Source organism: Streptomyces sp. NBC_00273, from assembly GCF_036178145.1.
Classification (GTDB): domain Bacteria; phylum Actinomycetota; class Actinomycetes; order Streptomycetales; family Streptomycetaceae; genus Streptomyces.
In genome coordinates, this window is record NZ_CP108067.1 from 271134 (window position 1) to 295428 (window position 24295).

At 68.4% G+C, this 24295-nt stretch carries 24 protein-coding genes and 3 pseudogenes; 15 read left to right on the top strand and 12 right to left on the bottom strand.

Annotated features, from left to right (window positions below):
- Positions 1-14 precede the first annotated feature (14 nt).
- Positions 15-239 carry a hypothetical protein gene (locus OG386_RS01220; RefSeq protein WP_328786327.1) on the top strand — a complete coding sequence of 75 codons (225 nt, stop codon included), beginning with the start codon at positions 15-17 and terminating at the stop codon, positions 237-239.
- Between the two features lie 9 nt (positions 240-248).
- Here the strand turns inward: OG386_RS01220 and OG386_RS01225 are convergent.
- Positions 249-1066 (bottom strand): IS5 family transposase gene (locus OG386_RS01225; RefSeq protein ID WP_328786328.1). Its coding sequence is split into 2 segments (ribosomal slippage): positions 249-724 and positions 724-1066, totalling 819 coding nucleotides; the frame shifts between segments, so codons are not numbered across the junction.
- Between the two features lie 80 nt (positions 1067-1146).
- Between OG386_RS01225 and OG386_RS01230 the strand changes: the two are divergent.
- Positions 1147-1509, top strand: a pseudogene (locus tag OG386_RS01230) (transposase); the annotation flags it as partial.
- A 5-nt stretch (positions 1510-1514) separates the two neighbouring features.
- On the opposite strand, the pseudogene OG386_RS01235 reads toward OG386_RS01230, so the two are convergent.
- The 3 genes and pseudogenes from OG386_RS01235 to OG386_RS01245 all read right to left on the bottom strand — a co-directional run.
- A pseudogene (locus OG386_RS01235) lies at positions 1515-1712 on the bottom strand (IS110 family transposase); the annotation flags it as partial.
- A 44-nt stretch (positions 1713-1756) separates the two neighbouring features.
- Positions 1757-2629, bottom strand: a complete 873-nt coding sequence (locus tag OG386_RS01240; RefSeq protein WP_328786315.1) for an IS3 family transposase — start codon at positions 2627-2629, stop codon at positions 1757-1759.
- The gene (locus OG386_RS01245; RefSeq protein WP_032759650.1) at positions 2626-2934 is read right to left on the bottom strand and encodes an IS3 family transposase; all 309 of its coding nucleotides are present in this window, start codon (positions 2932-2934) and stop codon (positions 2626-2628) included. The genes OG386_RS01240 and OG386_RS01245 overlap by 4 nt, the downstream gene beginning before the upstream one ends.
- A 238-nt stretch (positions 2935-3172) precedes the next feature.
- Here OG386_RS01245 and OG386_RS01250 point away from each other — a divergent pair, with 238 nt between their 5' ends.
- Positions 3173-3352: a hypothetical protein gene (locus OG386_RS01250; protein WP_328786329.1), complete on the top strand. Its 180-nt coding sequence runs from the start codon at positions 3173-3175 to the stop codon at positions 3350-3352.
- A 250-nt stretch (positions 3353-3602) separates the two neighbouring features.
- Here the strand turns inward: OG386_RS01250 and OG386_RS01255 are convergent.
- From OG386_RS01255 to OG386_RS01280, 6 genes are all read right to left on the bottom strand, one after another.
- Positions 3603-4411 (bottom strand): IS5 family transposase gene (locus OG386_RS01255; RefSeq protein WP_328786330.1). Its coding sequence is split into 2 segments (ribosomal slippage): positions 3603-4076 and positions 4079-4411, totalling 807 coding nucleotides; the frame shifts between segments, so codons are not numbered across the junction.
- Positions 4412-4476: 65 nt separating this feature from the next.
- Positions 4477-5268 carry a hypothetical protein gene (locus OG386_RS01260; protein WP_328786331.1) on the bottom strand — a complete coding sequence of 264 codons (792 nt, stop codon included), beginning with the start codon at positions 5266-5268 and terminating at the stop codon, positions 4477-4479.
- Between the two features lie 279 nt (positions 5269-5547).
- A protein-coding gene (locus tag OG386_RS01265) for an IS5 family transposase (protein WP_266607329.1) occupies positions 5548-6356 on the bottom strand; the annotation gives its coding sequence in 2 pieces (ribosomal slippage) (positions 5548-6036 and positions 6039-6356; 807 coding nt in all).
- 342 nt (positions 6357-6698) lie between these two features.
- Entirely contained in the window at positions 6699-8246 is a 1548-nt protein-coding gene (locus tag OG386_RS01270; protein ID WP_328786332.1) for a hypothetical protein, read from the bottom strand.
- Positions 8243-8563: a helix-turn-helix domain-containing protein gene (locus OG386_RS01275; protein ID WP_328786333.1), complete on the bottom strand. Its 321-nt coding sequence runs from the start codon at positions 8561-8563 to the stop codon at positions 8243-8245. The genes OG386_RS01270 and OG386_RS01275 overlap by 4 nt, the downstream gene beginning before the upstream one ends.
- On the bottom strand, positions 8560-9633 hold the full coding sequence (locus OG386_RS01280) for a tyrosine-type recombinase/integrase (RefSeq protein ID WP_328786334.1): 1074 nt from the start codon (positions 9631-9633) through the stop codon (positions 8560-8562). Before OG386_RS01280 ends, OG386_RS01275 begins: the two co-directional genes overlap by 4 nt.
- Before the next feature lie 233 nt (positions 9634-9866).
- On the opposite strand from OG386_RS01280, the gene OG386_RS01285 reads away from it, so the two are divergent.
- From OG386_RS01285 to OG386_RS01300, 4 genes are all read left to right on the top strand, one after another.
- Positions 9867-10751, top strand: coding sequence for a Mu transposase domain-containing protein (locus tag OG386_RS01285; protein ID WP_328786335.1), 885 nt, complete (start codon positions 9867-9869; stop codon positions 10749-10751).
- Complete coding sequence (locus tag OG386_RS01290; protein WP_328786336.1) at positions 10748-11044, top strand: ATP-binding protein; 297 nt, start codon at positions 10748-10750, stop codon at positions 11042-11044. Before OG386_RS01285 ends, OG386_RS01290 begins: the two co-directional genes overlap by 4 nt.
- A 259-nt stretch (positions 11045-11303) precedes the next feature.
- Positions 11304-12779: a hypothetical protein gene (locus OG386_RS01295; protein ID WP_328786337.1), complete on the top strand. Its 1476-nt coding sequence runs from the start codon at positions 11304-11306 to the stop codon at positions 12777-12779.
- Between the two features lie 620 nt (positions 12780-13399).
- Positions 13400-13594: a DUF1918 domain-containing protein gene (locus tag OG386_RS01300; protein ID WP_328786338.1), complete on the top strand. Its 195-nt coding sequence runs from the start codon at positions 13400-13402 to the stop codon at positions 13592-13594.
- Between the two features lie 1373 nt (positions 13595-14967).
- Here OG386_RS01300 and OG386_RS01305 read toward each other — a convergent pair.
- On the bottom strand, positions 14968-15942 hold the full coding sequence (locus OG386_RS01305; RefSeq protein WP_328786339.1) for a hypothetical protein: 975 nt from the start codon (positions 15940-15942) through the stop codon (positions 14968-14970).
- Positions 15943-15999: 57 nt separating this feature from the next.
- Here OG386_RS01305 and OG386_RS01310 point away from each other — a divergent pair, with 57 nt between their 5' ends.
- On the top strand, positions 16000-16671 hold the full coding sequence (locus OG386_RS01310) for a TetR/AcrR family transcriptional regulator (protein WP_328786340.1): 672 nt from the start codon (positions 16000-16002) through the stop codon (positions 16669-16671).
- A 46-nt stretch (positions 16672-16717) separates the two neighbouring features.
- Positions 16718-17059 carry a DUF2750 domain-containing protein gene (locus OG386_RS01315; protein ID WP_328786341.1) on the top strand — a complete coding sequence of 114 codons (342 nt, stop codon included), beginning with the start codon at positions 16718-16720 and terminating at the stop codon, positions 17057-17059.
- On the opposite strand, the gene OG386_RS01320 is transcribed toward OG386_RS01315, so the two are convergent.
- Positions 17060-17889 (bottom strand): IS5 family transposase gene (locus OG386_RS01320; RefSeq protein ID WP_328793125.1). Its coding sequence is split into 2 segments (ribosomal slippage): positions 17060-17544 and positions 17544-17889, totalling 831 coding nucleotides; the frame shifts between segments, so codons are not numbered across the junction. It lies immediately after the preceding gene.
- Positions 17890-18019: 130 nt separating this feature from the next.
- Between OG386_RS01320 and OG386_RS01325 the strand changes: the two genes are divergently transcribed.
- The 6 genes and pseudogenes from OG386_RS01325 to OG386_RS01345 all read left to right on the top strand — a co-directional run bounded on the left by OG386_RS01325 (position 18020) and on the right by OG386_RS01345 (position 24294).
- A protein-coding gene (locus OG386_RS01325) for an IS5 family transposase (protein ID WP_443053056.1) occupies positions 18020-18837 on the top strand; the annotation gives its coding sequence in 2 pieces (ribosomal slippage) (positions 18020-18349 and positions 18352-18837; 816 coding nt in all).
- Between the two features lie 294 nt (positions 18838-19131).
- Entirely contained in the window at positions 19132-19359 is a 228-nt protein-coding gene (locus OG386_RS01330) for a DUF6879 family protein (protein WP_328793127.1), read from the top strand.
- Positions 19360-19435: 76 nt separating this feature from the next.
- Positions 19436-19543: pseudogene (locus OG386_RS46760) on the top strand (helix-turn-helix domain-containing protein); the annotation flags it as partial.
- A gap of 84 nt (positions 19544-19627) precedes the next feature.
- Positions 19628-20086 carry a Scr1 family TA system antitoxin-like transcriptional regulator gene (locus OG386_RS01335; RefSeq protein ID WP_328786342.1) on the top strand — a complete coding sequence of 153 codons (459 nt, stop codon included), beginning with the start codon at positions 19628-19630 and terminating at the stop codon, positions 20084-20086.
- A gap of 104 nt (positions 20087-20190) precedes the next feature.
- Positions 20191-20508: a trypco2 family protein gene (locus tag OG386_RS01340; RefSeq protein WP_328786343.1), complete on the top strand. Its 318-nt coding sequence runs from the start codon at positions 20191-20193 to the stop codon at positions 20506-20508.
- Between the two features lie 30 nt (positions 20509-20538).
- Positions 20539-24294, top strand: coding sequence for a trypsin-like peptidase domain-containing protein (locus OG386_RS01345; protein ID WP_328786344.1), 3756 nt, complete (start codon positions 20539-20541; stop codon positions 24292-24294).
- Position 24295: the final 1 nt, after the last annotated feature.

Here is a 24295-nt window from a genome sequence, read left to right on the forward strand (position 1 = left end):
CGAAAAGATCAGTAGTGGCGTACTTCGTCTTCAAGGCCGCCCGGCGGGTGCACCCCGGGACTCCGGGAGTCGGCCACATGGTGGTTGCGATCACCACTGGAGCAGCGGTGTTTGGCGTCCTGTACGTCCTGCTGGGTACGGGCATCACGGCCGGCGCGCCGCGCGAGGCTGGGCCTGTCCAGCTGGCTCCGGCTGTGGGCAACACCACCACGCCGGTCGTCGTCTCGTCGGCCGACTAAGACCGTGTCCTATGTGGTGAGGCGGACGAGTCGCTTGTAGCAGCAGATGGCCGCGGCCAGGCCAAGGAAGGCCAGGTAGTTGCGGGGATGGCGTTCGTAGCGGTAGTTGAGCCGGCGGTAGCCGGTCAGCCAGGACATGGTCCGTTCGATCACCCACCGCCGACGCCCTAATCGTTCGCTCGACTCGATGCCCTTGCGGGCGATGCGGACGCCGATCCGTTTGCCGCGGAGCCATCTCCGCAGTTCAGGTATGTCGTATGCCTTGTCGGCATGGAGGCGCTGGGGCTTGAAGTGGCGGCCGCGGTGGGGGTCGTGTCTCGTTTGGTGACCGAGCACCATGGGCTTCAGTGCCTGGCTGTCGTGGGTGTTGGCGGCCGAGAGGCCGACGAGGAGGGGCAGTCCGGCCGCGTCCGACAGGACGTGCATCTTGGAGCCCGGCTTGCCCCGGTCCACGGGGCTCGGGCCTGTGAGTTCGCCCCCTTTTTGGCCCGTACGTGGGCGGAGTCGAGGACGGCTCGGGAGAGATCGAGGAGCCCGGCGTCGTCGAGCCGGTACAGGATCTCCTCGTGCAGCCGGCCCCAGACTCCGGCCCGGGACCAGATCAGGAACCGGCGGTGGGCTGTGGACTTCGATATCCCGAAGCAGGGTGGCAGGGCCCGCCAGGCACAGCCGCTGACCAGCACGTAGATGATCGCGGCGAACAGCGTCTCATCAGGCGTGTCCTGCATACCGCCGCCCTGCGGCCGCACTCTTGACGGTGGGATCAGCGGCTTCGCGATCTCCCACAGCCCGTCCGGAACAATCCAACTCCACGTACCCCGCCCCATGAACAGCCCAACGACCCACGACCACATAGGACACGGTCTAAGAGGCCATCTCATTTGGGTGGTTGGGTAGGCTGTCGGTCATGGTGGGGATTGTTGAGCGGCTGGTGCCGGATGAGTTGTGGGTGCTGTTCCAGCGGGTGGTGCCGGAGGCGCCTTCGCGGCCTCAGGGCGGTGGCCGACGTCGGCATGGCGACTGGGAGGTACTGGCCGCGATCGTCTTCGTTGCCACCTCGGGTTGCACCTGGCAGCAACTGCCCACAGCGTCGTTCGGGCCGTCGGGAGCGACAGCCCACCGGCGGTTCTCCGAGTGGAGCAAGCCGCGAGTGTGGGCCAAGCTGCACCGCCTGGTCCTCGACGAGCTCGGCGCTCGCGGCGAGCTGGACTGGTCGCGCTGCGCGATCGACTCGGTGAACATGCGGGCCCTGAAAAGGTGCCTCTATGGCTTTCGTCAAGCCGTAGTGGGTGTGGGTGGTTGGTAGAGGGTGCCGTCGCGGAGCATGGCGAAGTGGACGTCGATGCGGCGTCGGGCGAGTGCGATGAGGGCGGCGATGTGGTGTTTTCCCTCGCTGCGTTTGCGGTCGTAGTAGGCGCGTGACTCGGGCTGGGAGAGCGAGGCGAACGCGGCGAGGTAGAAGGCTCTCTTGAGCTGTTGAGCTTGCTCCGCTTTGACGGACACCATTGGTGTGGTGGTCAGGCCGCGAGTACGGTCTCGTATTCGGCGGGACTTCGGTAGCCGAGGCTGCTGTGTAGCCGCTGCAAGTTGTACCAGCTCTCGATCCACTCGAAGATCGCAGTGCGGGCGAGAGCCCTGCTGGGCCAGGGTTTCGTGCCGAGCAGTTCCCGTTTGATCGTCGCGAAGAAGGACTCGGCGAGGGCGTTGTCCCAGCACTGTCCGGTGCGGCCGACCGATAGCTGGACGTCGAACTCACCTGCCAGGGACGCGAATTGCTGGCTGGTGTACTGGCATCCGCGGTCCGAGTGGAAGATCACCGGCCGGGCGGGGCGGCGCCGCCGGCAGGCGGTCGTAAGGGCTTCGGCGACCAGGTCGGTCCGCAGATGATCGGCGGTTGCCCAGCCGACGACACGGCGGGAGGCGATGTCGATGACGGTGGCCAGGTAGAGCCAGCCCTGATCGGTCGGGATATACGTGATGTCGCCGCACCAGCGGACGTCGAGTGCGGCCGGGTCGGGTGCGAAGTCGCGCCCGATGAGGTCGGGCCTCGCGGCGGCCCGCGGGTCGGGGGCGGTGGTCACGTGTCGCCGCCTGCGGTGCCGGCCTTCGAGTCCGGCGTCCCGCATCAGTCTGGCCACGCGGCGCCGTCCGCATCTTTCGCCCTCGCGTTGCAGAACGGCGTGGAGGCGTGGGGCCCCGTAGGTGCCACGGGAGTGCTCGTGGGCCTCGGTGATCTTCACGGTCAGCTCCAGGTCGCGGACCGCGCGGGGGCCGGGAGTTCCGTTGCGGCGGGCATAGAAGGCGGTGCGGGAGACCTTGAGCAGTTCACACGCGCGTTTGACGTTGTGGTTGCTCTGCTTCTCCGCCTCGATGAACGGGTGCACCGTCACCGGGTCTCCTTCGCGAAGAAAGCCGTGGCCCGCTTGAGGATGTCGACGTCCTCGCGCAGGCGGCGGTTCTCCCGCCGCAGCGCGGCCAGCTCCTCACGCTCGCTGCTGGTCAGCCCGTCTCGCTCGCCCGCGTCGACCTCGGCCTGCTTGACCCAGTCCCGCACCGCGGTCTCGGTCAGATCGAAGTCCTTGGCTATCTGACCGACCGAGCGGTCACCGCGCCGGCACAGCTCGACGATCTCGGCCTTGAACTCCGACGTGAACGAACGGCGAGGGCGAGGCTTCTTCTTCCCCATGCTCTCCATGATGGACATCCTCCCGGGGACGAACCCCTGATCTCGAATGTCCGTCAAAGCGGATCAAGCCCACCTGCAGCCTGGTCCGCATTCGGCAACAGGGCACCGCCGAACGCCTCGGACTCACCCAGTCCGTCGTCCCCCGCACGATCAGGCAGCTGCAGGCCAAGGGAATCCTCAGCGAGCGGTAGCGCATGGCACCGTCCTCACCCACCCGCTCCTGGCCGGCTACGAATCCCTCGCCCACATGGTCAACCACCTCAAGGACCCCGAGACCTTCGTGTGGCCGCTGAACTTCCCCACCGGCGACATCCGGCCCCCGCGGGCCCGAGACGCGCGGACAGGCACCGGCTTCGACCCTGACCCGGACGGCGGCGAGGACGCCCCGACCCCCGAGGCCCGCCCCAATCTCCGGCTCGCTGGCTGAACCGCCGCGAGACCGCCCGCACCACCACGGCGCCCTCCCCACCGGGAGCGGCGCCGTCGTCGTTCCCAGCCGAGGCCGGGCCAGTGCGGTAGCACCAGCTACACCGGTTCGTTCTGGTGCAGCAGAACAAAACAGCGCCGCCCTGCTGCACCGGCCGTGCCGGCAACAGTCGTGTGCTGCCTGGGTCCATGCAAATGCTGTGCTGTACCCACGACATTCCCCGTACAGTTTCTAAGAGCTCGTAACACGATCATGAGTCGGGCTTGTTGAGGCGTCGCCAGCAGATGAGACTGCAGGCGAGGGAGACGAACGCGTCGTGGAGTTCGGTGCGGCGTTCCCAGCGGACGGCGAGGCGTTTGAACTGATGGAGCAGGGCGAAGGTCTGCTCCACGACGTAGCGGAGCTTGCCCATGCCCTTGATGTTCGGTGCTCCCTTGCGGGAGATGACCGGCAGGATCCGGCGTTTACGCAGCTCTTCCCGGTTGGGGTTGGAGTCGTAGCCCTTGTCGCCGAGCAGAGCGTCCGGGCGCCTTCGGGGACGGCCGGGGCGGCCCGCCACTGGCGGGATGCCGTCGACCAGGGCGAGGGTCTGGGTGACGTCGTTGACGTTCGCCGCGGTCGTGATGACCTTGAGCGGGGTGCCGCGTCCGTCGCAGATCAGATGGTGCTTGCTGCCCGCCTTCCGCCGGTCGACCGGCGACGGACCGGTGTCGGCTCCCCCTTTTTCGCGCGAATGTGAGAGCCGTCCACGCAAGCCCTGGACCAGTCGAGCCGGCCGGCCGCGTTCAGCTCGGCGAGCAGGATCCGGTGCAGCTGGTCGAAGACCCCGGCCTGCTGCCACCGCTCCAGGCGCCGCCAGCAGGTCTGGCCCGAGCCGAACCACAGCTCAGATGGCAGGAGTTGCCAGGCAATGTCGTTGCAGAGGACGTACAGGATGCCCTGCAGACACAACCGGTCTGCCACCGGCCGCGGCCCTGGCGACCTCGTCGGCCAGGGCGGCAGCAGCGGCTCGATCAGTGCCCACAAGTCGTCGTCCACGATCCACGGCCGAGTACTCACACACTCACGAACGGCCGAATCATCACACCGGTTACGCCCGGCCAGGGCATCTCACCAAGATCCTGTTACGAGCTCTTAGCCATCTGTTCCCGAAGGCTGTCTACCTCGTCCTCGATCTCCTGACACGCAGCCTCGCATCTCACTTGTCGAATGTGATCGTCATCAATGAGTGCGATATCGGCAATCTTGCCATCGAGGAACCTTCTCAGTCGGGTAAGTTCCTCTTGGTGACTGTCTTTGAACAAGGCTAGCTCGCGTGTCGGAATAATCGCTGTGGGAGCTGGTAGGGCCCTCATGATGGCCGCGTACCTGAGTTTGCCAAGTCGTGCCTGCGGATCCCGATCAGGCGGGGCAAGGTCGGCGATGTGTTGAACGCTGTCCGTGATAGGAAATAGTCCTTCACGAGTTCCGCAAATGACACCTGCGAGGTACGTCATGTAGAGATCGGCAGTGCGCTCTTCGACCTCCCACCAGTCCCACCCAGGGCCTTGGCGGGCAAGCCCTCTCGTTGCCAGGCGGTCGAAGACGCCGTACTGCGCCTTCCCCGCGTGGACCAGCGTCCAACCAGGTCTGAGCGGGCCTCCTCCCTCGGCCATTCGCCGCCACCGCCAACGGTCGCTACCGGGCATCCCGTCAAAGGAGCGGAGCACCTCAAAGAAGCCCGTTTCGAAATCTCCGGACATATCCCAGACTGTCTCGTCAGGCGAGATCGTTTCGACAAGGCCTTGTTGTGTGAGATCGGACATGTATGGACCGAATACTTCGTCGCGCTCGCGGAGACTGGCGGGCACGATCGTTGCCGCTTTTTCCCAGTACAGGAGAACCTGCGTGAACCACGACGTCTGCGGCGCTCTCATGAAAGGAAAGTAAAGTGCTGTTTCCATTTCCTATCACCCCGCTCCAGCATCTTTCGCTTGGCCTCTTCGGGTGTACTTCCAGCTCAGCACATGCCTTAGCTCCGTGCGCGCTGGAGCAACAGAAGACGAGTTGGCAGCCGCGCTCGACGAGGTTGGTCCGACCCCGATGCCGCGCACCAGTATCTGACCAGAAGTCTGATCAATGGGACGGAGCCGTTCACACCATTGGGTTGAGAGCACTCGATTCAGCGGTAGCTTCCCATAGAGCTCGTAACACGATCATGAGGTGGGCTTGTTGAGGCGTCGCCAACAGATGAGGCTGCAAGCGAGGGAGACAAACGCGTCGTGGAGCTCGGTGCGCCGTTCCCACCGGACGGCGAGTCGTTTGAACTGATGGAGCAGGGCGAAGGTCTGTTCCACGACGTAGCGGAGCTTGCCCATGCCCTTGATGTTCGGGGATCCCTTGCGGGAGATGACGGGCAGGATCCGGCGTTTACGCAGCTCATCACGGTTGGCGTTGGAGTCGTAGCCCTTGTCCCCGAGCAGAGCATCGGGACGTCGGCGGGGCCGGCCGGGGCGGCCCGCCACCGGTGGGATGCCGTCGACCAGGGCGAGAGTCTGGGTGACGTCATTGACGTTCGCCGCAGTCGTGATGACTTTGAGCGGAGTGCCGCGTCCGTCGCAGATCAGGTGGTGTTTGCTGCCTGTCTTCCGCCGGTCGACCGGCGACGGACCGGTGTCGGCTCCCCCTTTTTCGCACGGATGTGGGAGCCGTCCACGCAGGCCCTGGACCAGTCGAGCCGGCCGGCCGCATTCAACTCGGCGAGCAGGATCCGATGCAGCTGGTCGAAGACCCCGGCCTGCTGCCACCGCTCCAGGCGCCGCCAGCAGGTCTGCCCGGACCCGAATCCCAGCTCAGGCGGCAGGAGTTGCCAGGCGATGTCGTTGCAGAGCACGTACAGGATGCCTTGCAGACACAACCGGTCAGCTACCGGCCGCGGCCCTGGTGACCTCGTCGGCCAGGGCGGCAGCAGCGGCTCGATCAGTGCCCACAAGTCGTCGTCCACGATCCACGGCCGAGTACTCACACCACCACGAACGGCTGAATCGTCACACCGGTCACGGCTGACCAGGACATCTCATCAAGATCGTGTTACGAGCTCTAAGAGGGCCTGGCCGAAGGTTACCTTTAATGGAATAGGTGGAGTCTTGGCAGCCGCTATCGCGACCGCCTTGCCCCTCACTGCGGGTGGAGGAGCCCTTGCAGTGGGCCTCGGGGCAGGAGCCGGCCTTGTCGGAATCGGCACGGCAGCGTACAACGCCACTGAGATACTGCGTTCTCCCCGATATGACCGACGTGCACCGCTCGTTTACGCCGTCCTTGCCCACGGGCTTTAACAAGCGGCCCGTCCCGCCCGGATACGGGCAGCTCAGGGCATCCTTTCATCCTGTTCTGCAGCTGAGTCGACTGCCGCGCTGGTGTAGCGAAGGCTGGCCTTGGCACCCAGGGAGAAGACGTGGGCAAGGTGGAGAGGGTCGGCGCCGGTGACCGCGGCTTCTTCGAGGATGCGGTCCTGCCGCAGCCGGTCGAGCCCGACGGGCAGTTGCCGGACCAGCCTGTCCATCCAGAAGGTGCCGACGGCCGCCGTGGTGGTGGCGGTGTTCCGGCTGATCAGCAGGTGCGGGTTGGTGCTGTTGGGCCAGCGTTCGTGTCGGTAAGCCACGTAGTTGATGATCGCCTCGGCGGTGTAGTCGTCCAGGGGACGATCCAAGCCCTCAGGGTCGAGTCGCCGTCCGGGCAGGTCCACCTGCTCGACCAGCATCGAGCGAATCTGGCGGGCGGGCAGTGCATGGATGCCGGACAGGGCCACTACCACGCGAAGGGCCGGATCCTGCAGTGCGGCAAGAGCGACAGACTCCACCTCGTCCGCGGTGAGTGATACGGGGATCTTGATCGCGGGCTGGCCGCCCTTGATGCCTCGCATCGGGTTGGCGAAGATCAGCCGCTCGGCCTTGAGCGTGCTGAACAGCGAACGCAGGGCACTGGCGTCGTGTGCGCGATAGGGCCGGTCGGCGAGCCAACTGGTGATGTCGTCGCGGGTAGCCTGCCGCAGGGTTGTGTACTTGCCGGCGTACTCGGTCAGGAACGGCAGGATGCTCCTCAGGTTCGTGATGACCGTTGCGCGGGCACGTGGCCTGCGGCGCGGGGTCCCGTGTCTCAGGATGTCGATCCAAGCGTCCAGCTCAGAGCGGACACCTGGGGCCAGGAAGGAAAGGTGTTCCTCGCACCAGGCGTCGAGAGAGTCGGGCCGGTCGTCGAGGAAGATGTCGAGTCCCTCGAACACCTCCAGGACGTGGTTGGCTGGCACTGCCGTATGGGTGAGCTGAGTGATGGTCGAGGCCCGGATTCGCTCCCCTGGCCGGTGAACCGCGCAGAGAATCCGGATGCCGCGTTGCACTGAGCCGAGAGTGCGGGGCGGCCAGCCGCGCAGTTCCGCGATCTGGATGGCCCGAGCACTCAAGGATGCGAACAGTTGAGGGTCCAGCGGTGGGGCCTTGCTACTGACTCCGCGAAGATCGCGCGGCATCTCGAACAGCAACAGCTCCGTCCAGCGTGCCGGAACACGGTGTGGCCGCGGAGACCACGGTTCCGACCGAACAGGCTGAGGCTGCGGGCCGCCGCGCGGTCGCAGGGTGCCGATGATGAAGAGCTGGTGTCCGGTGCGGGCGGCTACTGTCAGGTCGACACGGGTCTTGTTGTCCGGGCCGGCGATCAGGCTGGCCTGGCGGCGGCAGAGGCGGCAGATCCCGTCTATCGCGGCGACCTCGCGTGCGCAGACGTCGCAGTGGCGGCTGGTGGCTTTCGAGGTGAAGCCCCAGCACGCTTTGCAGCGAGGGCGGTCGATCCAGCCCCATCCAAAGCAGTCCCTGCAGCTGCGGGTGGCCCAGGGTCGTGATCGCCGGACTGGCGTACTCATAGCGGCGGTCCCGAGCGACCCGGTCGGCGCTGGTGTGTGATCGGGCTGCCGCCGACGGCCTGCTTCTCCGTCTCCGGTGTCGTGGTCTCCTGCCGGACGCTGGCCTTCTCCGGGACGAGGAGGTCGGCGGTTGTGCAGTCCAGTACCTCGCAGATGATGTCGAGGTCGGCCAGGCGTACGGTCAGCGGCCGGCCGGACCACAGGTGGGACATCTTGCCAGCAGAGATCACCAATCCGGCGTCCGCGAGCATCCGTTGGAGCTCGGATGCCTTCCAGATGTCGCGCTGGGCGGCGACCATCCGCAGGTTCCACTTCATCGGCGTGTCCCCCCGAATCGGGTTGTGGCCCGTTGCCCCGCTCGGATCCAGGCATCTTCGACGTGGGACTTCTCGACGTGCACGTAGATCACGGTCGTGTTGAGCCATTCGTGTCCGAGGATCTCTTGGATGGCAACGACGTCCATGCCGTTGCGGTAGAGGTCGGAAGCGGCGAAGTGCCGTAGCACGTGCGGTGTGAGCTGGCCGACCTGGTGCGGCAGGTGCCGGGCGACCGCCTCGGCGAGCCCGGTCCGCAGAGCGTCGTCCGTCACGGCCCTGCTGGATCCGTCGCCGTATCTGCGTTCCGAGGGAAACAGCGGGGCACGGGGGTCGTTGACCTTGTCGTCGAACTCCCAGCGCGGCCCAGTGATCCACCATTCGAGCAGGTCACGGGAGCCGTTGATGAGCGGGACGAGCCGTTCCTTCTTGCCACGGCCCTGGCTTCCCTTGCCCTTGAGGAGGACCTTGCCGAACCGCCCCAAGTCCCAGCGAACATCGCCGATCCGCAGCAGGCACAGTTCCGAGATCCTCGGCCCGATGAGGCTGGCCAGCCGCGAGGCGGTGTAGTTCCGGGCGGCCGGAGCGTACTTGCGTGCCTCTTCCATGTCGCACCGCCAACCGCCGAAGAGCGTCGTGACGTCCGCTTCTGGCGGCGGGATCCGCAGCCTCGCAGAGGTGCCGCCGCGCGGCCGGTTCATCTCGTCCAGCGGGGACTCGACGACGAAGCCGGTGGCCGCGTGGATGCCGGCCTTGTGCCGTAGTTCGAGGAACTCGAAGAACACGGCGAAGGCCGCGGCCTGGCGGACCTTGGTGCCTGAGGCTGAGTCGCGACGGTGCCGCCCGAAGTACCGGTCGAGGTCCTTGGCCTCCATCTCCCACAAGGGCCGGCCGAACCATTCCCGCAGGCCAAGAACGGGGCCGACGTCGCCGCGGATGGTGTCGTCGAGGACTCCGGCGGAGGCCCGGGCGAGGACGAACTCAGCCAGCAGATCCTGCTCAAAGGCAGCGACCTCCTCGGAAGTCTCCAGCCGGAGCTCCGGCCGCAGGTCGCGCACGACGGCCAGTGCCATCCCGTTCCTCCCCTTCAGCTATCCAGCGACTCCGCCATGACAGCTGAGGAGACTTCAGGATTTCTGAGGAACGAGCAGCAATCACCCGATCGTGTCCAGGAGACCGGAAGCCCCAGATCAGGCAGTCATCGAGGTCGCTGGCGCAGTCGGGAGGCTGCGGGAACCCACGGGAACACCAGTTCTCCGCGTTCTACTGCGCGCCCGGCGAGGACGGGGCCCACGAGAAGGGCGGGGTGGAACACGAGGGCGGCAGGTTCCGCCGCAAGCACTTGGTCCCGCCGCCCGCGGTGGACTCGCTGGCGGAGCTGAACGAGCGTCTGGCCGCGATCGACGTCGCGGAGGACGCCCGGCACATCCATGGTCGGCCGACCTCGATCGGGTTCGACTTCGAGGCCGAGCGGGAACGGCTGCGGCCGCTGCCGGTGGACGACTACGACTGCGGGATCGACCTGACGCCGGTGGTCGCGCGCAACTCTCGGATCACGGTGCGGCAGTGCTACTACTCGGTGCCGGCGAAGTTCATCGGCACGAAGGTCCGGGTCAAGCTGCGGGCGAACGAGTTGTGGGTGTTCGACGGGCGCAAGGTCGTCGCCCGACACCCGCGCCTGACGCGCCGTTACACCTACCACGACCTGCTGGACCACTACCTGGAGATCCTGCTGGTCAAGCCCGGCGCGTTCGCCGGGGCCTCAGCACTCGCGCAGGCCCGCGCGGAGGGCGGCTTCACCCAGGTCCATGAGGCGTTCTGGGCGGCGGCGAAGAAGAAGGCCGGCGACCGCGAGGGCACCCGGATGCTGATCGAGGTGCTGCTGCTGCACCGCCAGCTGCCCGCCGAGGCGCTTGTTGCGGCGATGGAGACCTGCCTACGGATCGGGTCGGTCTCCACCGACCTGGTCGCCATCGAGGCCCGCAAGGCGATGGAGGGCACCGACGCCGACGACGCCGAGCTGCTGGCCGACGCCAAAGAGGAGACCCAGGACGGCCCGGCGGCCACGGGCGGCGGGGCCCGGGTGATCTCCCTGCACGCGCGCCGCCTGCCGCCCGACCCGCGCCAGGGGTTGCCCGACATGAGCAAGTACGACCGGCTGCCGACGCGAACCGCCGCCTGTCCTCCGTGATCGCCCGTTACAGCAAGATCGACCTGCTCTGCCTGGACGAGTTCGGCTACCTCAACCTGGACCGCAAGGGCGCCAAGCTGCTGTTCCAGATCTTCACCGAGCGCGAGGAACGCAAGGCCACCGCGGTCGCCACGAACTCGCCGTTCACCGAGTGGGACAAGACCTTCGGCGACGCCCGCCTCTGCGCGGCCATCGCCGACCGGATCACCTTCCGCTGCACGCTGATCCAGACCGGCACCGAGTCCTACCGCTACCAGGCCACCCAGGAATCTCTCTTCCCGGCCTCGAACTGATGGACGGCGAAGTCTCGGTGACCCCCGGGAGGGCATGGAGGGCCGCTGAGGGGCCACTCGGATTTCCAGCTGACCACAGAGCCACTGGGTTGGTGTGGTGACCGGCTCAGCCCACGCCCCTGTGGGTGACGGCCGAGCCGGTCTCCGTGCCTGCGGCGATGCCTTGGCGCTTACCGCGGAGGCCGGCGCACCCTCGCAGCAGCCGTCGTGGTTGTCGCCCAGTGGCTTCGTATAGAAGCCCGCCTGGCATGCTGGCCGCATGGACGCTGACGATCTGACTCCGGTTCACCTCGACAAGGTGATGGACGGGTTGGCGATGAATCCCGCCCTGCCAGCTCCTATGGTCCGGCGACTATTCGCATGGCGGCGGGGCTTGGGGATGGTGGCGAAGCGTCCGGATCTTACCGAGGACATGATCGCCGAGATCGTCGCGATCGACGATCACTGGCTCCTGCACAGCCTGGCGCTCAACGACCGGCTGCCGGACCAGTTCCGCATCGAACTGGCCGCTCATCGGGACAGGGCGGTGCGGGCCGCACTCGTTGTCCACACCGCGACCGCACCGAGGAAAATGCTGGAACAGCTCATCAACGATCCCGATCCACGGGTCCGTGAGTACCTGGCTCAGGGCCCCCACACGCCGCCCGACCTCCGGGCCCACCTCGCCGCCGACTCAGACCCCGCAATCCGCGCCGTGCTGGCGAAGCACTGGCCACAAGCACCGGAGGCAGTCCGCCGGATCCTGCTGACCGATCCCGAGACCAAGGTCCGCGCTGCGGCCTGTTCGACCTACTACGCGCATCAGCCACATCCGACACCGCCCGCGGACCTACTCCCGGCGCTGTTGGCGGACCCGGTGACTCGGGCGGGCGCGGTTATTCACGCTGTTCTCGACGCGGACACCCTCCAGCGGCTCGCCGCAGATCCGGACAGCGAGGTTCGCGCCGAGCTCGCCCGGCATCCCGACCTGCCACCGTCGGCTCGCAACGCCCTTGCGGTCGATCCAGCTTTGAGCGTCCGTGTGAAGGTCTTCGCCCGACCGGACACGCCCGAGCACGTGCGGGCACAGATCCACGCCTCGGTCCACGAGCTGTCGCGCTCGACAGCTGATCCGGACCCTGCCGCGGACGACGAAACGGTCCTGCAGTGGTTCCAGAACGAGTTCGCGCCCACGGAACTGCGGATCCTGCGGCTGCCCTGGGTGACGGCCGATCCGCTGCCGTACATCGACTCGCCCTACGTCAGCTTCCGAGTCTCCGCGGCCGCCAGCAAGGCCCTTCCCGCCAACGCGGTGGCCCGACTGCTCGACGACGAAGAGGAGATGGTCCGCCTCACCATGGCGCACACCGCCCCGCACCTGGTCGATCTCGCGACCGCCGAAAGCATCGAGCGCCGCTACCGGCCCCGGCGGGACAAGTTCACGTTCTGGTGGGACAAGGAGGAGGTCCTGACGTTCCCGCCCACAGCCTTGCGCCGCTTCGCCACCGACCCTGAGCCCCGGCTTCGCTCCTTCGCACCCCGCGATCCGAACCTGCCCCCGGAACTCGCCGAGAAGCTGGCCGCCGACCCCGAAGACCGCGTCCGCCGCGCGGTCGCGCCCCACCGCAACCTCCCGCTCCAATCCCTGCTCCGACTCCTCGCCGACTCCTCGGAGCGCGTCGCAGAAGCCGCCGGCGCCTCACCATTCCTTCCGGGCGAGCACATGGAGTGGCTGCTGAACCGGGCGGGTCTGTAGCCGCCGACTGGCCCGGGCCCCGCTGGTCCGACAACGACCACCCCATACGGAAGATCTTGCTCAGCCTCTGCCGAGTCTCACTGTCCAATTTGCTGCTATAGCCGGAAGGGGTTGGGCCCGTGGGGTCCAACCCCTTCCGGCACATCCAGGGTGAGGCCCCGGCCGCGACTTGTCAGGGAGGCGACCCGGGCCCTCACTCACACGCTACCGACGCCACCACTCTGGCCTCCACGGACACTCCGCCCATGCCTTGGCGGGTCACCCGATCAGTGGCTCCCAATCTCGCCGGAACGGCTCCCGAACTCGCCGAAGAACGCCCAGCGAGGTCGAGTACATCACCGTCACGAACGACCTACATGTGGCTCCCGTTCACACCGGAGCAGTGGCTCCCATATGACCCGACAAAATCACGCACCGTCACCTGACACACCCGCCACCCACTCAGGCCCCTGCAGCACTGAGCGCGCTACCTGGCCGAAGAGCCAAGTAGCGCGCTCATGCGGTCCGTGGCGGACAGTGATACTTCGGTCGCTATCTGATTGGCTTGGGTATGCAACGCTGCTCAGCGGCCGAAGGAGGCCCTGGGCTTCCCTGTCCCGCCCAGAGAGGAGCCAGCCGATATGCGAGCAAGTGTGGGCGACCGCCTTTTGGTTCACGGCCGCACGGTCGGTCAGCATGACCGATCCGCAGAGGTGGTTGAGGTGCTGGGCCCGGACGGAACGCCGCCCTACAGGGTGCGGTTCGAGGACGGGCACGAAACGCTCATGTCGCCTGGTCCTGACACTGTCGTCCGTCACCTGACGGAAGACACCTGAGCCGACGCACAGGGGCCTGAAACCCTGGCTCCCTGCCGCGCCAATCTCCTGGACAGTCTCGCCAGACAACCCGCGCGCCCTATCTCCTCTTTCCCCGCGTCACTGGGCTCCTCCGTGACGTTTTGGGCACGCGCGGCGCAGGCTTACAGGTTCCCGCCGCAAGCAGGGCGACGGCCCGGTCTCTACGCGGAGTCGACGCTGCGGCCCCGCCCGCCGGCGAGTACCGCGGCGAGCCGGAGCGTCGCGCCAGTTGGCCCTTGGGGAGGATCGGACCGGTGAGTAGCGACTCCGCTCGGTGTCGCAGGGCGCTCGTACAACGATCCCGCCACCGGCCTGGACGTCGAGGAACACGCCAGCCTGCGGCCGGACTGCGGGCGGCGGCCTGGTGGCTGGCCCACGTGTTCCCCGGGCACTACGGGCCGAACGCCCGTTGCTGGGAGCAGATCCTCGACGCGCACGCCACCCGTCGCAGCCTCGGCGCCCACGTCGTCGGGTCAGCGCTCGGCCGAGGACCTCCGGGGCCCGCGAAGTCCGTGACGGTGTCTTGCGCCGGTGAGCAGCGTGGGCAGGCTCGCCGGATCCGGAGAGCACCTACGCCCCGAAACCAGAGCACCGCCGCGCAGCGCGCACGCGAAGCCCGGAGGACGGCAGGGGAAAGTAACCGCTGTACTGATGTTCCCCGAGGCCGAGCGCGGACGGGACGTACACGGACGGCAACGTGCAGCCGCTCTGCCGTCCGTGCCACCGACTCAAGAGGCTCGAGAACGCTGGGGGCCGCTGGTGCCCCGTTCGAGGCTGCCGGGCTACCTCGGTGCGGAGAGGATTGGGTTCAACAGGCTGCCAATGACGGGGATTCCGCCCGCCCCCGCGCAGGTGACATCGCCGACCGCACCGGCGATCGGCAATCCGTGCAGGGTCTTGCAGAGGTCTAGCCCCCCCAACCCCCCGATCCCCGGCATTGGTGCGGCGCTGGCGGGTGCGGCCAGGGCCCCGAGGAGAGCGGCGGTCCCGAGGGAGAGGGCGGCAAGCGCCCGGCTGGTGTTATTCATGCCCCGCCAACGATCTCCATCCCGCCGGAGTCACGCCCGGCTCACAGCCATCGCCCTGTGCGAGCCCTGACCAGGCCTGTGCGGTGCACGCGCTGGACGACGCTCCCCACAGGCCTGCCCAACGATGCCTTAGTGGTCAACGCTCGAAGTCCTTCAAGGGTTGACCCGAGAACAGGGTTTGTGGCGAGACCGGTCCGGGTTGTCTTGGTTGTAGAGCGAGGCTGGCACTAAGGTCAGGCCGCCGTGTCAGCCCCGCCGCTACTGGTCGCAGGGCCCGGTCACTGTTCACCAGAAACAGCAGCCCGACTCCTGGCAGCCGCGACGTCACCGAGCTGAGGTGATCGGCGGGTTGCCCAGTTCTTTGATGAGTTGCCGGTAGGTCGTGAGGGCTGGCTTGGGGGTGTAGTCGTCGCGCAGGAGGCCGAAGTGGTGGAAGAGCCCTTCGGCGTTGCTGTCGGCGTCCCGCAGGGCGAAGAGCGAGTAGCCGTCGATGTTCAGGTCGGTGGCGAGGGCGGCGACGGTCCGGATGATGGTGTCGAGGGCGGCGGCCTGCCGCTGCTCGGTGCGGCCGGGGCCGGTGGGCCAGCCGTTCTCGCAGATGCGGATCGGGACGGTGTTCGGGATGCCGGCCTGCGGCAGGCTGGTGCGGCGGAACGCCGTGAGGACCGCGGTGACGGCGTCTGCCAACTGGTCGGCCGCGATGGGCCGGAACACGTCCGGGAAAAAGTCCAGGCCGACGTAGTCCAGGTTCTGTCGGAAGCGTGCGTCGGCCAGGGCGCCGAGGTCGGACCAGAAGGTGTCGGCCGGGTCGAAGGTCGGTACGGCGTTGAAGCCGACCGCCACACGGTGGTCGAGGGATTGGGCCTCCTGCTTGGCGGCGACCACACCCTGGACGAGCGCGTTCAGGACGTTGGGGATGCTGCCGTCGACGACAGAGAGGTTGAGGTTGGGCTCCTCGCAGATCTGGACCGATGCCAGCTCGGGTCCGCCAGTCCGGACGGCCTCGCGGACGAACTCCGGCCAGCCGTCCAACTCGCCGGACGGCTCGCGGAACTGCAGCACGAGGTCCAGAGTGCGGCCGCGCTGGAGGTAGGCGTGCGGATCGGCGGGTGTGGGCTGCGGTGGTGTCACGGTGGCGGCGAACGAACGGTAGGCGCGCACCGCCAGCGTGGCCGCGTCGCCCTGGAGCTCGTCGAGGGCGTCGATGATGCGGTCCGGTGCGTCCGGTCGGACCGGATGGATGATGCCCTGGTCGTCGCCCAGGATGCCGCCGGGATAGATGCCGAAGGTCATGGTCATGTCGCCCCAAAAATCTTGGTGTCACGCCAATTTTGTGGTGACACTATCATGTGAGCCATGGGCCTTCGAGAGATCAAGAAGCAGCAGACCCGCACGGCGATCGCCAACGCGGCCCTGCCTCTCTTCCTGGAGCACGGCTTCGACCAGGTCACGGTCGCCGAGGTGGCACGGCACGCGGGCGTGTCCACCAACACCGTGTTCAACTACTTCCCCACCAAGGAAGACCTGTTCTTCGACCGCCAGACCGAGGTCGAGAACCACCTCGCCGCCCTGGTGCGCGACCGAGGACCGGGCACCTGCCCCATCGAGGCCGTCCGCGACGACCTGCTCTCCGCGCTACGGCAGGACCACCCCATGCTCGGGCTCCAGCCCGGAGCGCCCGCGTTCTGGCAGGTCATCCAGGACAGCCCGGCCCTACGCGCCCGCGAACGCGAGATCGGCGAACGCATCGAGGCCGCTCTGGCGACCGCTCTGACCGAACATCCGCCGAACGTCGCGGACGCACCCGGCAATGCTGGCTACGCGTTGCCCGTGCTCCTCGCGGGCGCCATCGCCGGAACACACCGCGCCGCTCTGCGCGAGCTCCGACGACGCATCATGTCCGGCGAACCGCCCGCGCGCGCCCTCAATGCCGTCGCCTCGGCGGCCCTCCAGGCATTCAACCTGCTCTGCTCCGGACTTCACGCAGGTGACGAACGGACGTCGCAGGAGCCACAGCTCCCTCAGTAACAACCACTAACGAAATGAGTAGCGGGGGACGCTAGGCTCCCGTGGCATGAGTCAGAGTGGTTCGCAAGCGGCAGCGTTCTTCCGAGAGGCCCGCCAGAGCGGAGTGGTCTGGTTTGTCCGGGATGACGAGGGAAGCCCGGCTCCCCTCTCCGCGGACGGCACGCGGAATCTTCCCTACTGGTCGACCATGGCCCGCGCCCAGAGGGCGGCGAAGATCTGGGGGCACGGGCTACGTGTTGAGTCCATGCCCCTCGACGCCTGGCGGGATAGCGATCTGCCCGATGCCGCCCAAGAGGGATACATGATCGGGATCAACTGGAGCGGACCGCGCCTCGTCGGCTGGAGCTTCACCCCGGTGGAAGTCCTCAACCGGCTCGCAGCGGGGTGATTAGCCCGCGGCGCCGCTCAATACAGAGCGCAGCCGCCGCCAACAGATCAGCGCGCATCCGAGGGTGAGGAAGGCTTCGTGGATGTCGTCGCGTATCTCCCAGCGGATCCGTAGGCGGCGGAACCAGTGCAGGTGAGCGAACGCGCGCTCCACGACCCAACGTTGGGTACCCAGGCCGGAGCCGTGCTCGATGCCACGGCGAGCGATCAGCGGCTTGACACCCAGGCCCCAGACCAGACGGCGGTACTTGTCGTGGTCGTAGCCGCGGTCGCCCAGCACCACGTCAGGCCGGCGTCGAGGTCGGCCACGCTGGCCGCGCACGGGCGGCACGGCCTGGAGGAGCGGGATCAGCTGGGTGACGTCGTTGCGGTTGCCGCCGGTCAGGGTGGCTGCAAGCGGGATGCCGGTGGCGTCGGTGATCAGGTGGTGCTTGCTGCCCATCCTGCCCCGGTCCACTGGGCTTCGTCCGGTCTTGGGTCCCCCTTTAACGCACGGATGTGGGACCCATCGACCGCCGCACGGGAGAAGTCCAGAGCGTTCGCGCCGCGGAGTCTGGCGAGGAGTACCTCGTGCAGCCGGGACCACACGCCAGCCTCGGTCCACTCCGCCAGGCGTCGCCAGCAGGTCATGCCCGAGCCGAAGCCCAGTTCCTGCGGCAGGTGTTCCCAGGCGATCCCGGTATGCAGCACGAACAGAATGCCCTGGAACACCAGCCGGTCCGGATGCCGCTTGCGTCCCGCATGCCGGGTCCGACGCTCGACCTTGGGCAACAGCGGCTCAACCACCACCCACAATGCGTCATCGACTTCCCACGGCTTTGGTCGAGCCACCCCGCACCCCCAGATCACCGGTCCGGAACAATCCAACCACCTCAAAGATCATTTTGTTAGGAGTTCTTAGAGGCCCTAACAGAAGTTGTTGATCATGTGACTTTCAGTTCGGGTGGTCGTTGGTCTGGTCGTGGGGAAACGCCAGTCACGGCCGTGGATCGTGTCGGATGAATTGTGGTCGCTCGTCGAGCCGTTGCTTCCGGATCCGGCGCCGAAGCGGGTGGAGGGCCGTCCGCGGGTGCCGGACCGGCAGGCACTCTGCGGGATCCTGTTCGTGCTGCATACCGGGATCCAGTGGGAGTACCTGCCGCAGGAGCTAGGGTTCGGTTCCGGGATGACCTGCTGGCGGCGTCTGGCCGCGTGGAACGAGGCAGGTGTGTGGGACCAACTGCACCTGGTGCTGTTGAAGAAGCTGCGGGTCGCAAGGAAGCTGGACTGGTCGCGGGCGGTGATCGACTCCTCCCATGTCAGGGCCGCTCGGCGGGACCCAAAAGCGGTCCCAGCCCGGTCGACCGCGCTCGGCCGGGTAGCAAGCACCACCTGATCGTTGACGGGCAGGGCATCCCGCTGGCTGTCTCGCTGACGGGCGGGAACCGCAACGACGTCACTCAGCTGATGCCGCTGCTGAACAAGATCCCGTCGGTCGCCGGCCTCGTCGGCCGGCCCCACAGACGCCCGGACAGTGTTCTGGCCGACCGCGGCTACGACCACGACAAGTACCGCCGCCTGGTCTGGGCGCTCGGCGTCAAACCCGTGATCGCCCGCCGCGGAGTCCCACACGGCTCCGGCCTCGGCGTCTACCGGTGGGTCGTGGAACGGACCATCGCCTGGCTTCACGGCTTCCGCCGGCTACGGATCCGATGGGAACGACGCGACGACATCCACGAGGCCTTCCTCGGCCTCGCCACCTGCCTCATCACCCACCGCCACGTCCAACGCCTTTGTTAGGACCTCTAAGCAGGGTGACTTTCGGTTGCAGCAGGTCAGGCGCCGCTGCCACCGCCCCTGTAGCGGCGTCGCGTGCCTCCTTCCGGCGGCCCTGGATCAACTTCTTGGCCAGCAGATACGCGGGCTGGTACTCGGTGGGCGAGACCTCGCCGCTCGCGTGCAACCGTCCTCCGGCGTAACCGACAAGCTTGCAGATCCGTCCCAGCTCGCCCTGCGCGCGCAACTGCTCGACCACCTCATGAGCAATGGCCGGGCGGCGCGAATACACCCGGTTCCCGGCAAAGGTGACAGCGGATCCGGTGGCTCTCTCGCCGCGACACCGCGGGGATCGCTTTCCCGGGCAACGACTTCTGGATCTTCGACGACGCCCAGGTTCTCATCCAGCACTTCGCAAGTGATGGGACGATCAAGGCTGAGTGGCGGGAGCTGACCACTGATCCCGTCGTCCTGGGGTTGTGCCGCAGCGCGTTCGCGGCGGTATGGGAGCGAGCCGTCCCGCACGCCAACTACAAGCCGACGTAGCCCGATCTGTCATGGTCGCGTCGCCGTTCCCGCTATCGATGAGGCCCGTCGGAGCCTCGGGGTACGCCTGCGGGACCTGCGTAGAGCCGGTGGTTTCAAGACGGCACGGGCTTTCGCGGCCCGTGCCGGCTGGAGTGAGTCAAAGGTCTCCCGGATCGAGCGCGGCATCACCTCGCCCAGCGAGGCTGACCTGCGCGCCTACGCCGAGCACAGCGGCGCCCCGCAGGACTACAGGGACTTGCTGGCGACCGCGAGCAGCATCCATGAGATGTATGTCGAGTGGAAGCGCGTCTTCGGCAACGGCCTCATGCCGGTGCAGGAGGCCGCGCTGCCCCGGTACGAGCGCACCCGCCACTTCCGGATCTACGAACCGGACGTCGTCCCGGGCCTGCTCCAGACTCCCGCCTACGCGCGGGCACTGATGGGGCGGGTCATCGCGGTCTGGGGCATCCCCGATGACGCCGAGCAGGCCGCCGAAGTACTCGCGGTACGCAAGGCCGCTGTCCTACGCGCGCCGGCCGCCAGTTCGGCATCGTCGTGGAGGAGACCGAGGATGCATGCCTGGCTCAACGACCCGGCCTCTCCAGCGTCACTGCGAACATTGACGAGTTCAAGCAACGAAATTGTGAGCCGGGAGGGAGGTGTCAGACGGTTACCGTCAGGCCTGACTCGGCCGCGAACCGTTGCTGACGGTCTGGAGCCGTCGTCGCGTTCCTGCGGACGTTGACGAGCCAACTGCCGTCGCAATCAAGCTGATCGGGCTGCGCCCCCTGGGTATCGGGGTGCCGCTGTGGCATCCTGTGGCCACTTGTACGATGACAGGGGGCGTGTGTGGGCGAGCGTGACAGTGTGGGCGAGGGCGACGGACTCGATCTGACCGACGCGGTCGGACTGCTGCGCGAACAGCTGGCCGCCGCCCAGCGCGAGGCCGACGGATCGGACGTCCGGTTCCGGGTCGGTGACGTAACCGTCGAGTTCGCCATGCAGCTGACCCGTACGGGTTCCGGCGGCGGCACCCTGCGGTTCGGCGTCGTCGGCGTGGACGGCAAGCGGGAGCGCGCAGAGAGCACCACCCACCGCATCCAGCTCACCCTGCATCCCCGGTCCGCCTCCGGCGGCGACGTGGAGATCGGCGACAACGACGACTGAGGGCACGGTGACCCGGCCCCGGGAGTGGCGGTGAAGTTCGAGCGGGTGGTGCAGGTACGTGGGCGGGACGGCACGGGCCCCGGCTCGTTCGGGACCGGCTGCCTGATCGCGCCCGGCCTCGTCCTGACCGCCGCGCACATCCTGCGCACTGAGGAGGGCGTGGTCCGCACGCCCACGGTCACTTTTCCGGCCGACGGTGAGCCGGGTCCCTGGGACGCCCGGGTGCTCTGGCTGCGCTACGACGCGAGCGTGGACGCCGCCCTGCTCGCAGTGAGCGGCCCGGCCGCGACGCGGGCGACAAACCCGGAACCGCAGCGGTGGGGTGACCTCGTCACCCGCGCCGCTTCCCATCCGGTGGACTCGTACGGCTATCCGCGCAGCCAGCGCATGCCCGCGGGCACCACCGGCCCGGCCCGCACGGAGGAGCAGTTCGCCGGCCGCGTCAGCCCCGGCACCGGCGGATCGGCGCGCCGCTGGGAATTGCTGAGCAACGACCCGTTGCCGCCCGCGGACCGCCAGGGCCAGGGCTGGGCTGGCATGTCCGGCGCCCCGGTGTTCAGCGGCGACCTGCTCCTCGGCGTGGTCCGGCAGGACCGGCGCGCCGAAACCGGCACCCGGCTCACCGCCACCCGCAGCAGCGAGATCGTCGCCGACGAAGGCTTCCGCACCGCCCTGCGCACCCAGGCGGCGCACGGGCCGCGCGCACCGGTCGTCGAGCCCGCCGAACTGGCTCCGCTGCTCGACCCGGCCGCCCCCGAACGCGACCTGCGGTCCCCGGCGATGCTGTTGCGCGCCGATGTGGAAGCCACCCCGTTCCGGGGCCGCGTCCAGGACTGGGAGAAGTTGCGGGAGTGGTGCCTCACCCCACGCAGGACGCGCCCGTGTCCCGGCGCACCGGCCGGGGACCTGACGGTCCGGGTCCTCACCGGACCCGGCGGTCAGGGAAAGAGCCGTCTGGTGCGGCGGCTCGTGGAGGCCGTGCGCGCGAAGCCCGGCTGGACCGCGGGCCTGCTCCGCAGCGACCTCTCCGACGAGGACCTGCGTGGCAACGGATTCCCGCCCTCTGGCGGAACACCCGCCTCGGCGCTGCACGCCCTCGGCGACTGCGCCCGCGACCTGCTCCTGGTCGTCGACTACGCGGAGTCCAGGCCGCGCTGGATACGCCGGCTGATCGACCGGGCCCGCGCGGCGGCCGCAACCGGGCTAACCGTCCGCGTGCTGCTGGTGGCCCGCTCGTCCGGCGGATGGCAGTTCGACCCGTACGACACGGGCGTGGCCACCCACGAGATCCTCGCCTCCGCGCTGACCACCGAACTCGGCCCGCTGGACGTGACATCGGACGGCCGCCGGGAGGCGTTCGCCGCGGCGCTGCCCGGACTTGCCGAGCACCTGGAGCGCACCGACGGCCAAGAGGACTACGACTGGGCCGCCCTGGTCGGCGGGCTGAGCGTCCCGTCGGACATGTCGGGACGCCGCTACGCCACCGCCCTCAACGTCCAGATGGAAGCACTGGCCGCACTCCTCCAGGCGGGCCCCGCCCCCCTCGACATCGTGCCCGGCGAGGCGGTCGAGGCGACGCTGCTGCGCCACGAGGAGCGATACTGGGCGCGCACGCTCGCCACCGACGGGGAGCGCCCGCTGCCGATGCCCCTGATGCGCCGGGTCGTCGCCGCGGCGACGCTGTGCGGTGCCGCCGACGAGGACGAGGCGATGAAGGTCGTGGCCCGGGTGCCGGCCCTCGGCCGGGGGCGGGAGTGGGAGCTCGCTGCGGCGATCGGCCGGCTGTACCCCGGAGCCGGGGACACCTACTGGGGGATGCTACAGCCCGACCGGGTGGCGGAGTTCCAGGCCTCGCTCACCGTGGCGGATGTGCCGACGCTGCTGCCCGCCCTGATGGCGGGCGCGACGGCCGCCCAACAGGTGCAGGCGCTGACGGTACTGAGCCGGTCTGTGGTGGCCCACGCCAACGGCGCCCGCACCCGGCAGCGCGACCTCGTCCTTGCGCGGCTCGACGCGCTGCTGGAGCAGCAGGACCTGGCCGCGGAGGTACTGCGCGCCGCCGCGGCCGCGCTGCCGGAGGCCTCCGACGCGCTCACCCGGTTCGCCGTCCGCCTCACCCAGCAGCTGGTCGAGCGCTACCGCGAGTCCGCGCGCGGGGAGGCCGACCTGGACGGGCTCGTCTGGGCCTTGGGGGAATGGGCGAGGCGCAAGGCGCGGACGGGCGACTGGCGTACGGCCGTGGCGGCGGGAGAGGAGGCGCTGGTGATCCAGCGCGCCCGAGCCGCCGACGGGTCCCCCGCAGAGGAGCGGGTGCTGGCCGGTACCCTGATCCAGCAGGCCTCCGACCAGTGGACCGCAGGTTCCCGTCAGACGTCGCTCGCCCTTGCCGAGGAAGCCGTGGAGCTGTGCCGCAAGCTGGAGCGGAGCGGTCACGACGCGGACCCGGAGCTGCTGGCCAAGGCCCTGAACTCGCTGGCGGTGATCTACGAGGACGCGGTACGCCTGCCGGAGGCGGTGGCCGTGGCCGAGGAATCGGTCGCCATCCGCCGGGCGCTCGCCGGGCGCGACCCGTCCCACTCGGCCGCACACGCCGCGTCCCTGCGCACCCTCGCCAGCTGCCGAGCGAGCTCCGGGCTCGCCGAGGAGGGCCGGATCATCGTGGAGCAGGCGCTGGCCATTGAGCGCCGGCTGGCCACGGAGAACCCGGACGCCCACGCGGACGGCCTGGCCCACACGCTGAACTCGGTGTCCTGGCACTACTGGCGGGAGGGCGCCAGCCCGGTGGGCACGCGCGCCACCCTTCAGGAAGCGGTCACCCTGCGAAGGCGGCTCGCCGCCGACAACCCGGACACTTACAACAACAGCCTGGCGATCTGCCTGGTGAACCTGGCCACCGAGCAGCCGAACGAACAGGCGCTGGAGACGCTGGCCGAGGCGCGGGAGCTGTACGACCTCATGCGCGACAGCGCCCCCGGGGCGAACAGCTCCAGGCTGCGACTCCTGCTCAGCAACCGGTCCTGGGTACTGAACGACATGGGCCGCGTGGACGAGGCCGTGGACACGGTCTCCGAGGCACTCCGGTACGGGCGGTCGTTGTACAGGGACAACCCGGTGACCCACGGCAGGGATCTGGCCGACGACCTGTCCAAGGCCGCCGGATTCCACCAGGGCGCCGGGCGCCGGGAGGAGGCGATCTCCCTGATCGAGGAGGAGATCGGCGTTCGGCGCGAACTCGTCCGTCTCCACCCGGCACCAAACGAGGTCGGTCTGGCCGAGGCGCTGCACGACCAGTCCGTAGCCCTGGCGGGCTACGGCAGACCCGAGGAAGCGCTGCGGGCGGCGGACGAAGCGCTGGAGCTGTACGAGCGGCGCTGGCGCGAGGCACCCGACAAGGAAGCCCTGCCCTACGCAGCCGGGCTGGCTCTCGTGGCCTGGCTGAGGGAGACCACCGGCAGGGGAGGCGATCCGGTCCCGCTCAGGAAGCGGGCCGTCGTTCTGCTGCGTCCGGAGGCGAGGCACTCCGGCGAGGCGCGCAGAGCGCTCGCGTGGAATCTGCTGCAACTGGCCAACCACGCCGCTGCGGCCGGAGGGATGTCTGCTCTGCTGCGGGCGCTGCCCCTCGCCCGCGAGGCCACCGAGCACTACGTCCGGGCGTCGGGGCGAGGCCCCCACCCGAACGATGACGTGACGGGAGCGGCGGCCCGCTGGGTTCAGTTACTGGAGGGCTGCGGGCGCAGGACCGAGGCGATGGACGTACGCCGCCGGTACGGGCTGCGGCAAGCCTGAC

Coding starts and splice junctions, on each gene's coding strand:
- OG386_RS01245 (WP_032759650.1), bottom strand. CDS start 2,934: ATGGAGAGCATGGGGAAGAAGAAGCCTCGCCCTCGCCGTTCGTTCACG.
- OG386_RS01250 (WP_328786329.1), top strand. CDS start 3,173: ATGGTCAACCACCTCAAGGACCCCGAGACCTTCGTGTGGCCGCTGAAC.
- OG386_RS01260 (WP_328786331.1), bottom strand. CDS start 5,268: ATGAGAGCGCCGCAGACGTCGTGGTTCACGCAGGTTCTCCTGTACTGG.
- OG386_RS01270 (WP_328786332.1), bottom strand. CDS start 8,246: ATGAGTACGCCAGTCCGGCGATCACGACCCTGGGCCACCCGCAGCTGC.
- OG386_RS01275 (WP_328786333.1), bottom strand. CDS start 8,563: ATGAAGTGGAACCTGCGGATGGTCGCCGCCCAGCGCGACATCTGGAAG.
- OG386_RS01280 (WP_328786334.1), bottom strand. CDS start 9,633: ATGGCACTGGCCGTCGTGCGCGACCTGCGGCCGGAGCTCCGGCTGGAG.
- OG386_RS01295 (WP_328786337.1), top strand. CDS start 11,304: ATGGACGCTGACGATCTGACTCCGGTTCACCTCGACAAGGTGATGGAC.
- OG386_RS01300 (WP_328786338.1), top strand. CDS start 13,400: ATGCGAGCAAGTGTGGGCGACCGCCTTTTGGTTCACGGCCGCACGGTC.
- OG386_RS01305 (WP_328786339.1), bottom strand. CDS start 15,942: ATGACCATGACCTTCGGCATCTATCCCGGCGGCATCCTGGGCGACGAC.
- OG386_RS01310 (WP_328786340.1), top strand. CDS start 16,000: ATGGGCCTTCGAGAGATCAAGAAGCAGCAGACCCGCACGGCGATCGCC.
- OG386_RS01315 (WP_328786341.1), top strand. CDS start 16,718: ATGAGTCAGAGTGGTTCGCAAGCGGCAGCGTTCTTCCGAGAGGCCCGC.
- OG386_RS01335 (WP_328786342.1), top strand. CDS start 19,628: ATGTATGTCGAGTGGAAGCGCGTCTTCGGCAACGGCCTCATGCCGGTG.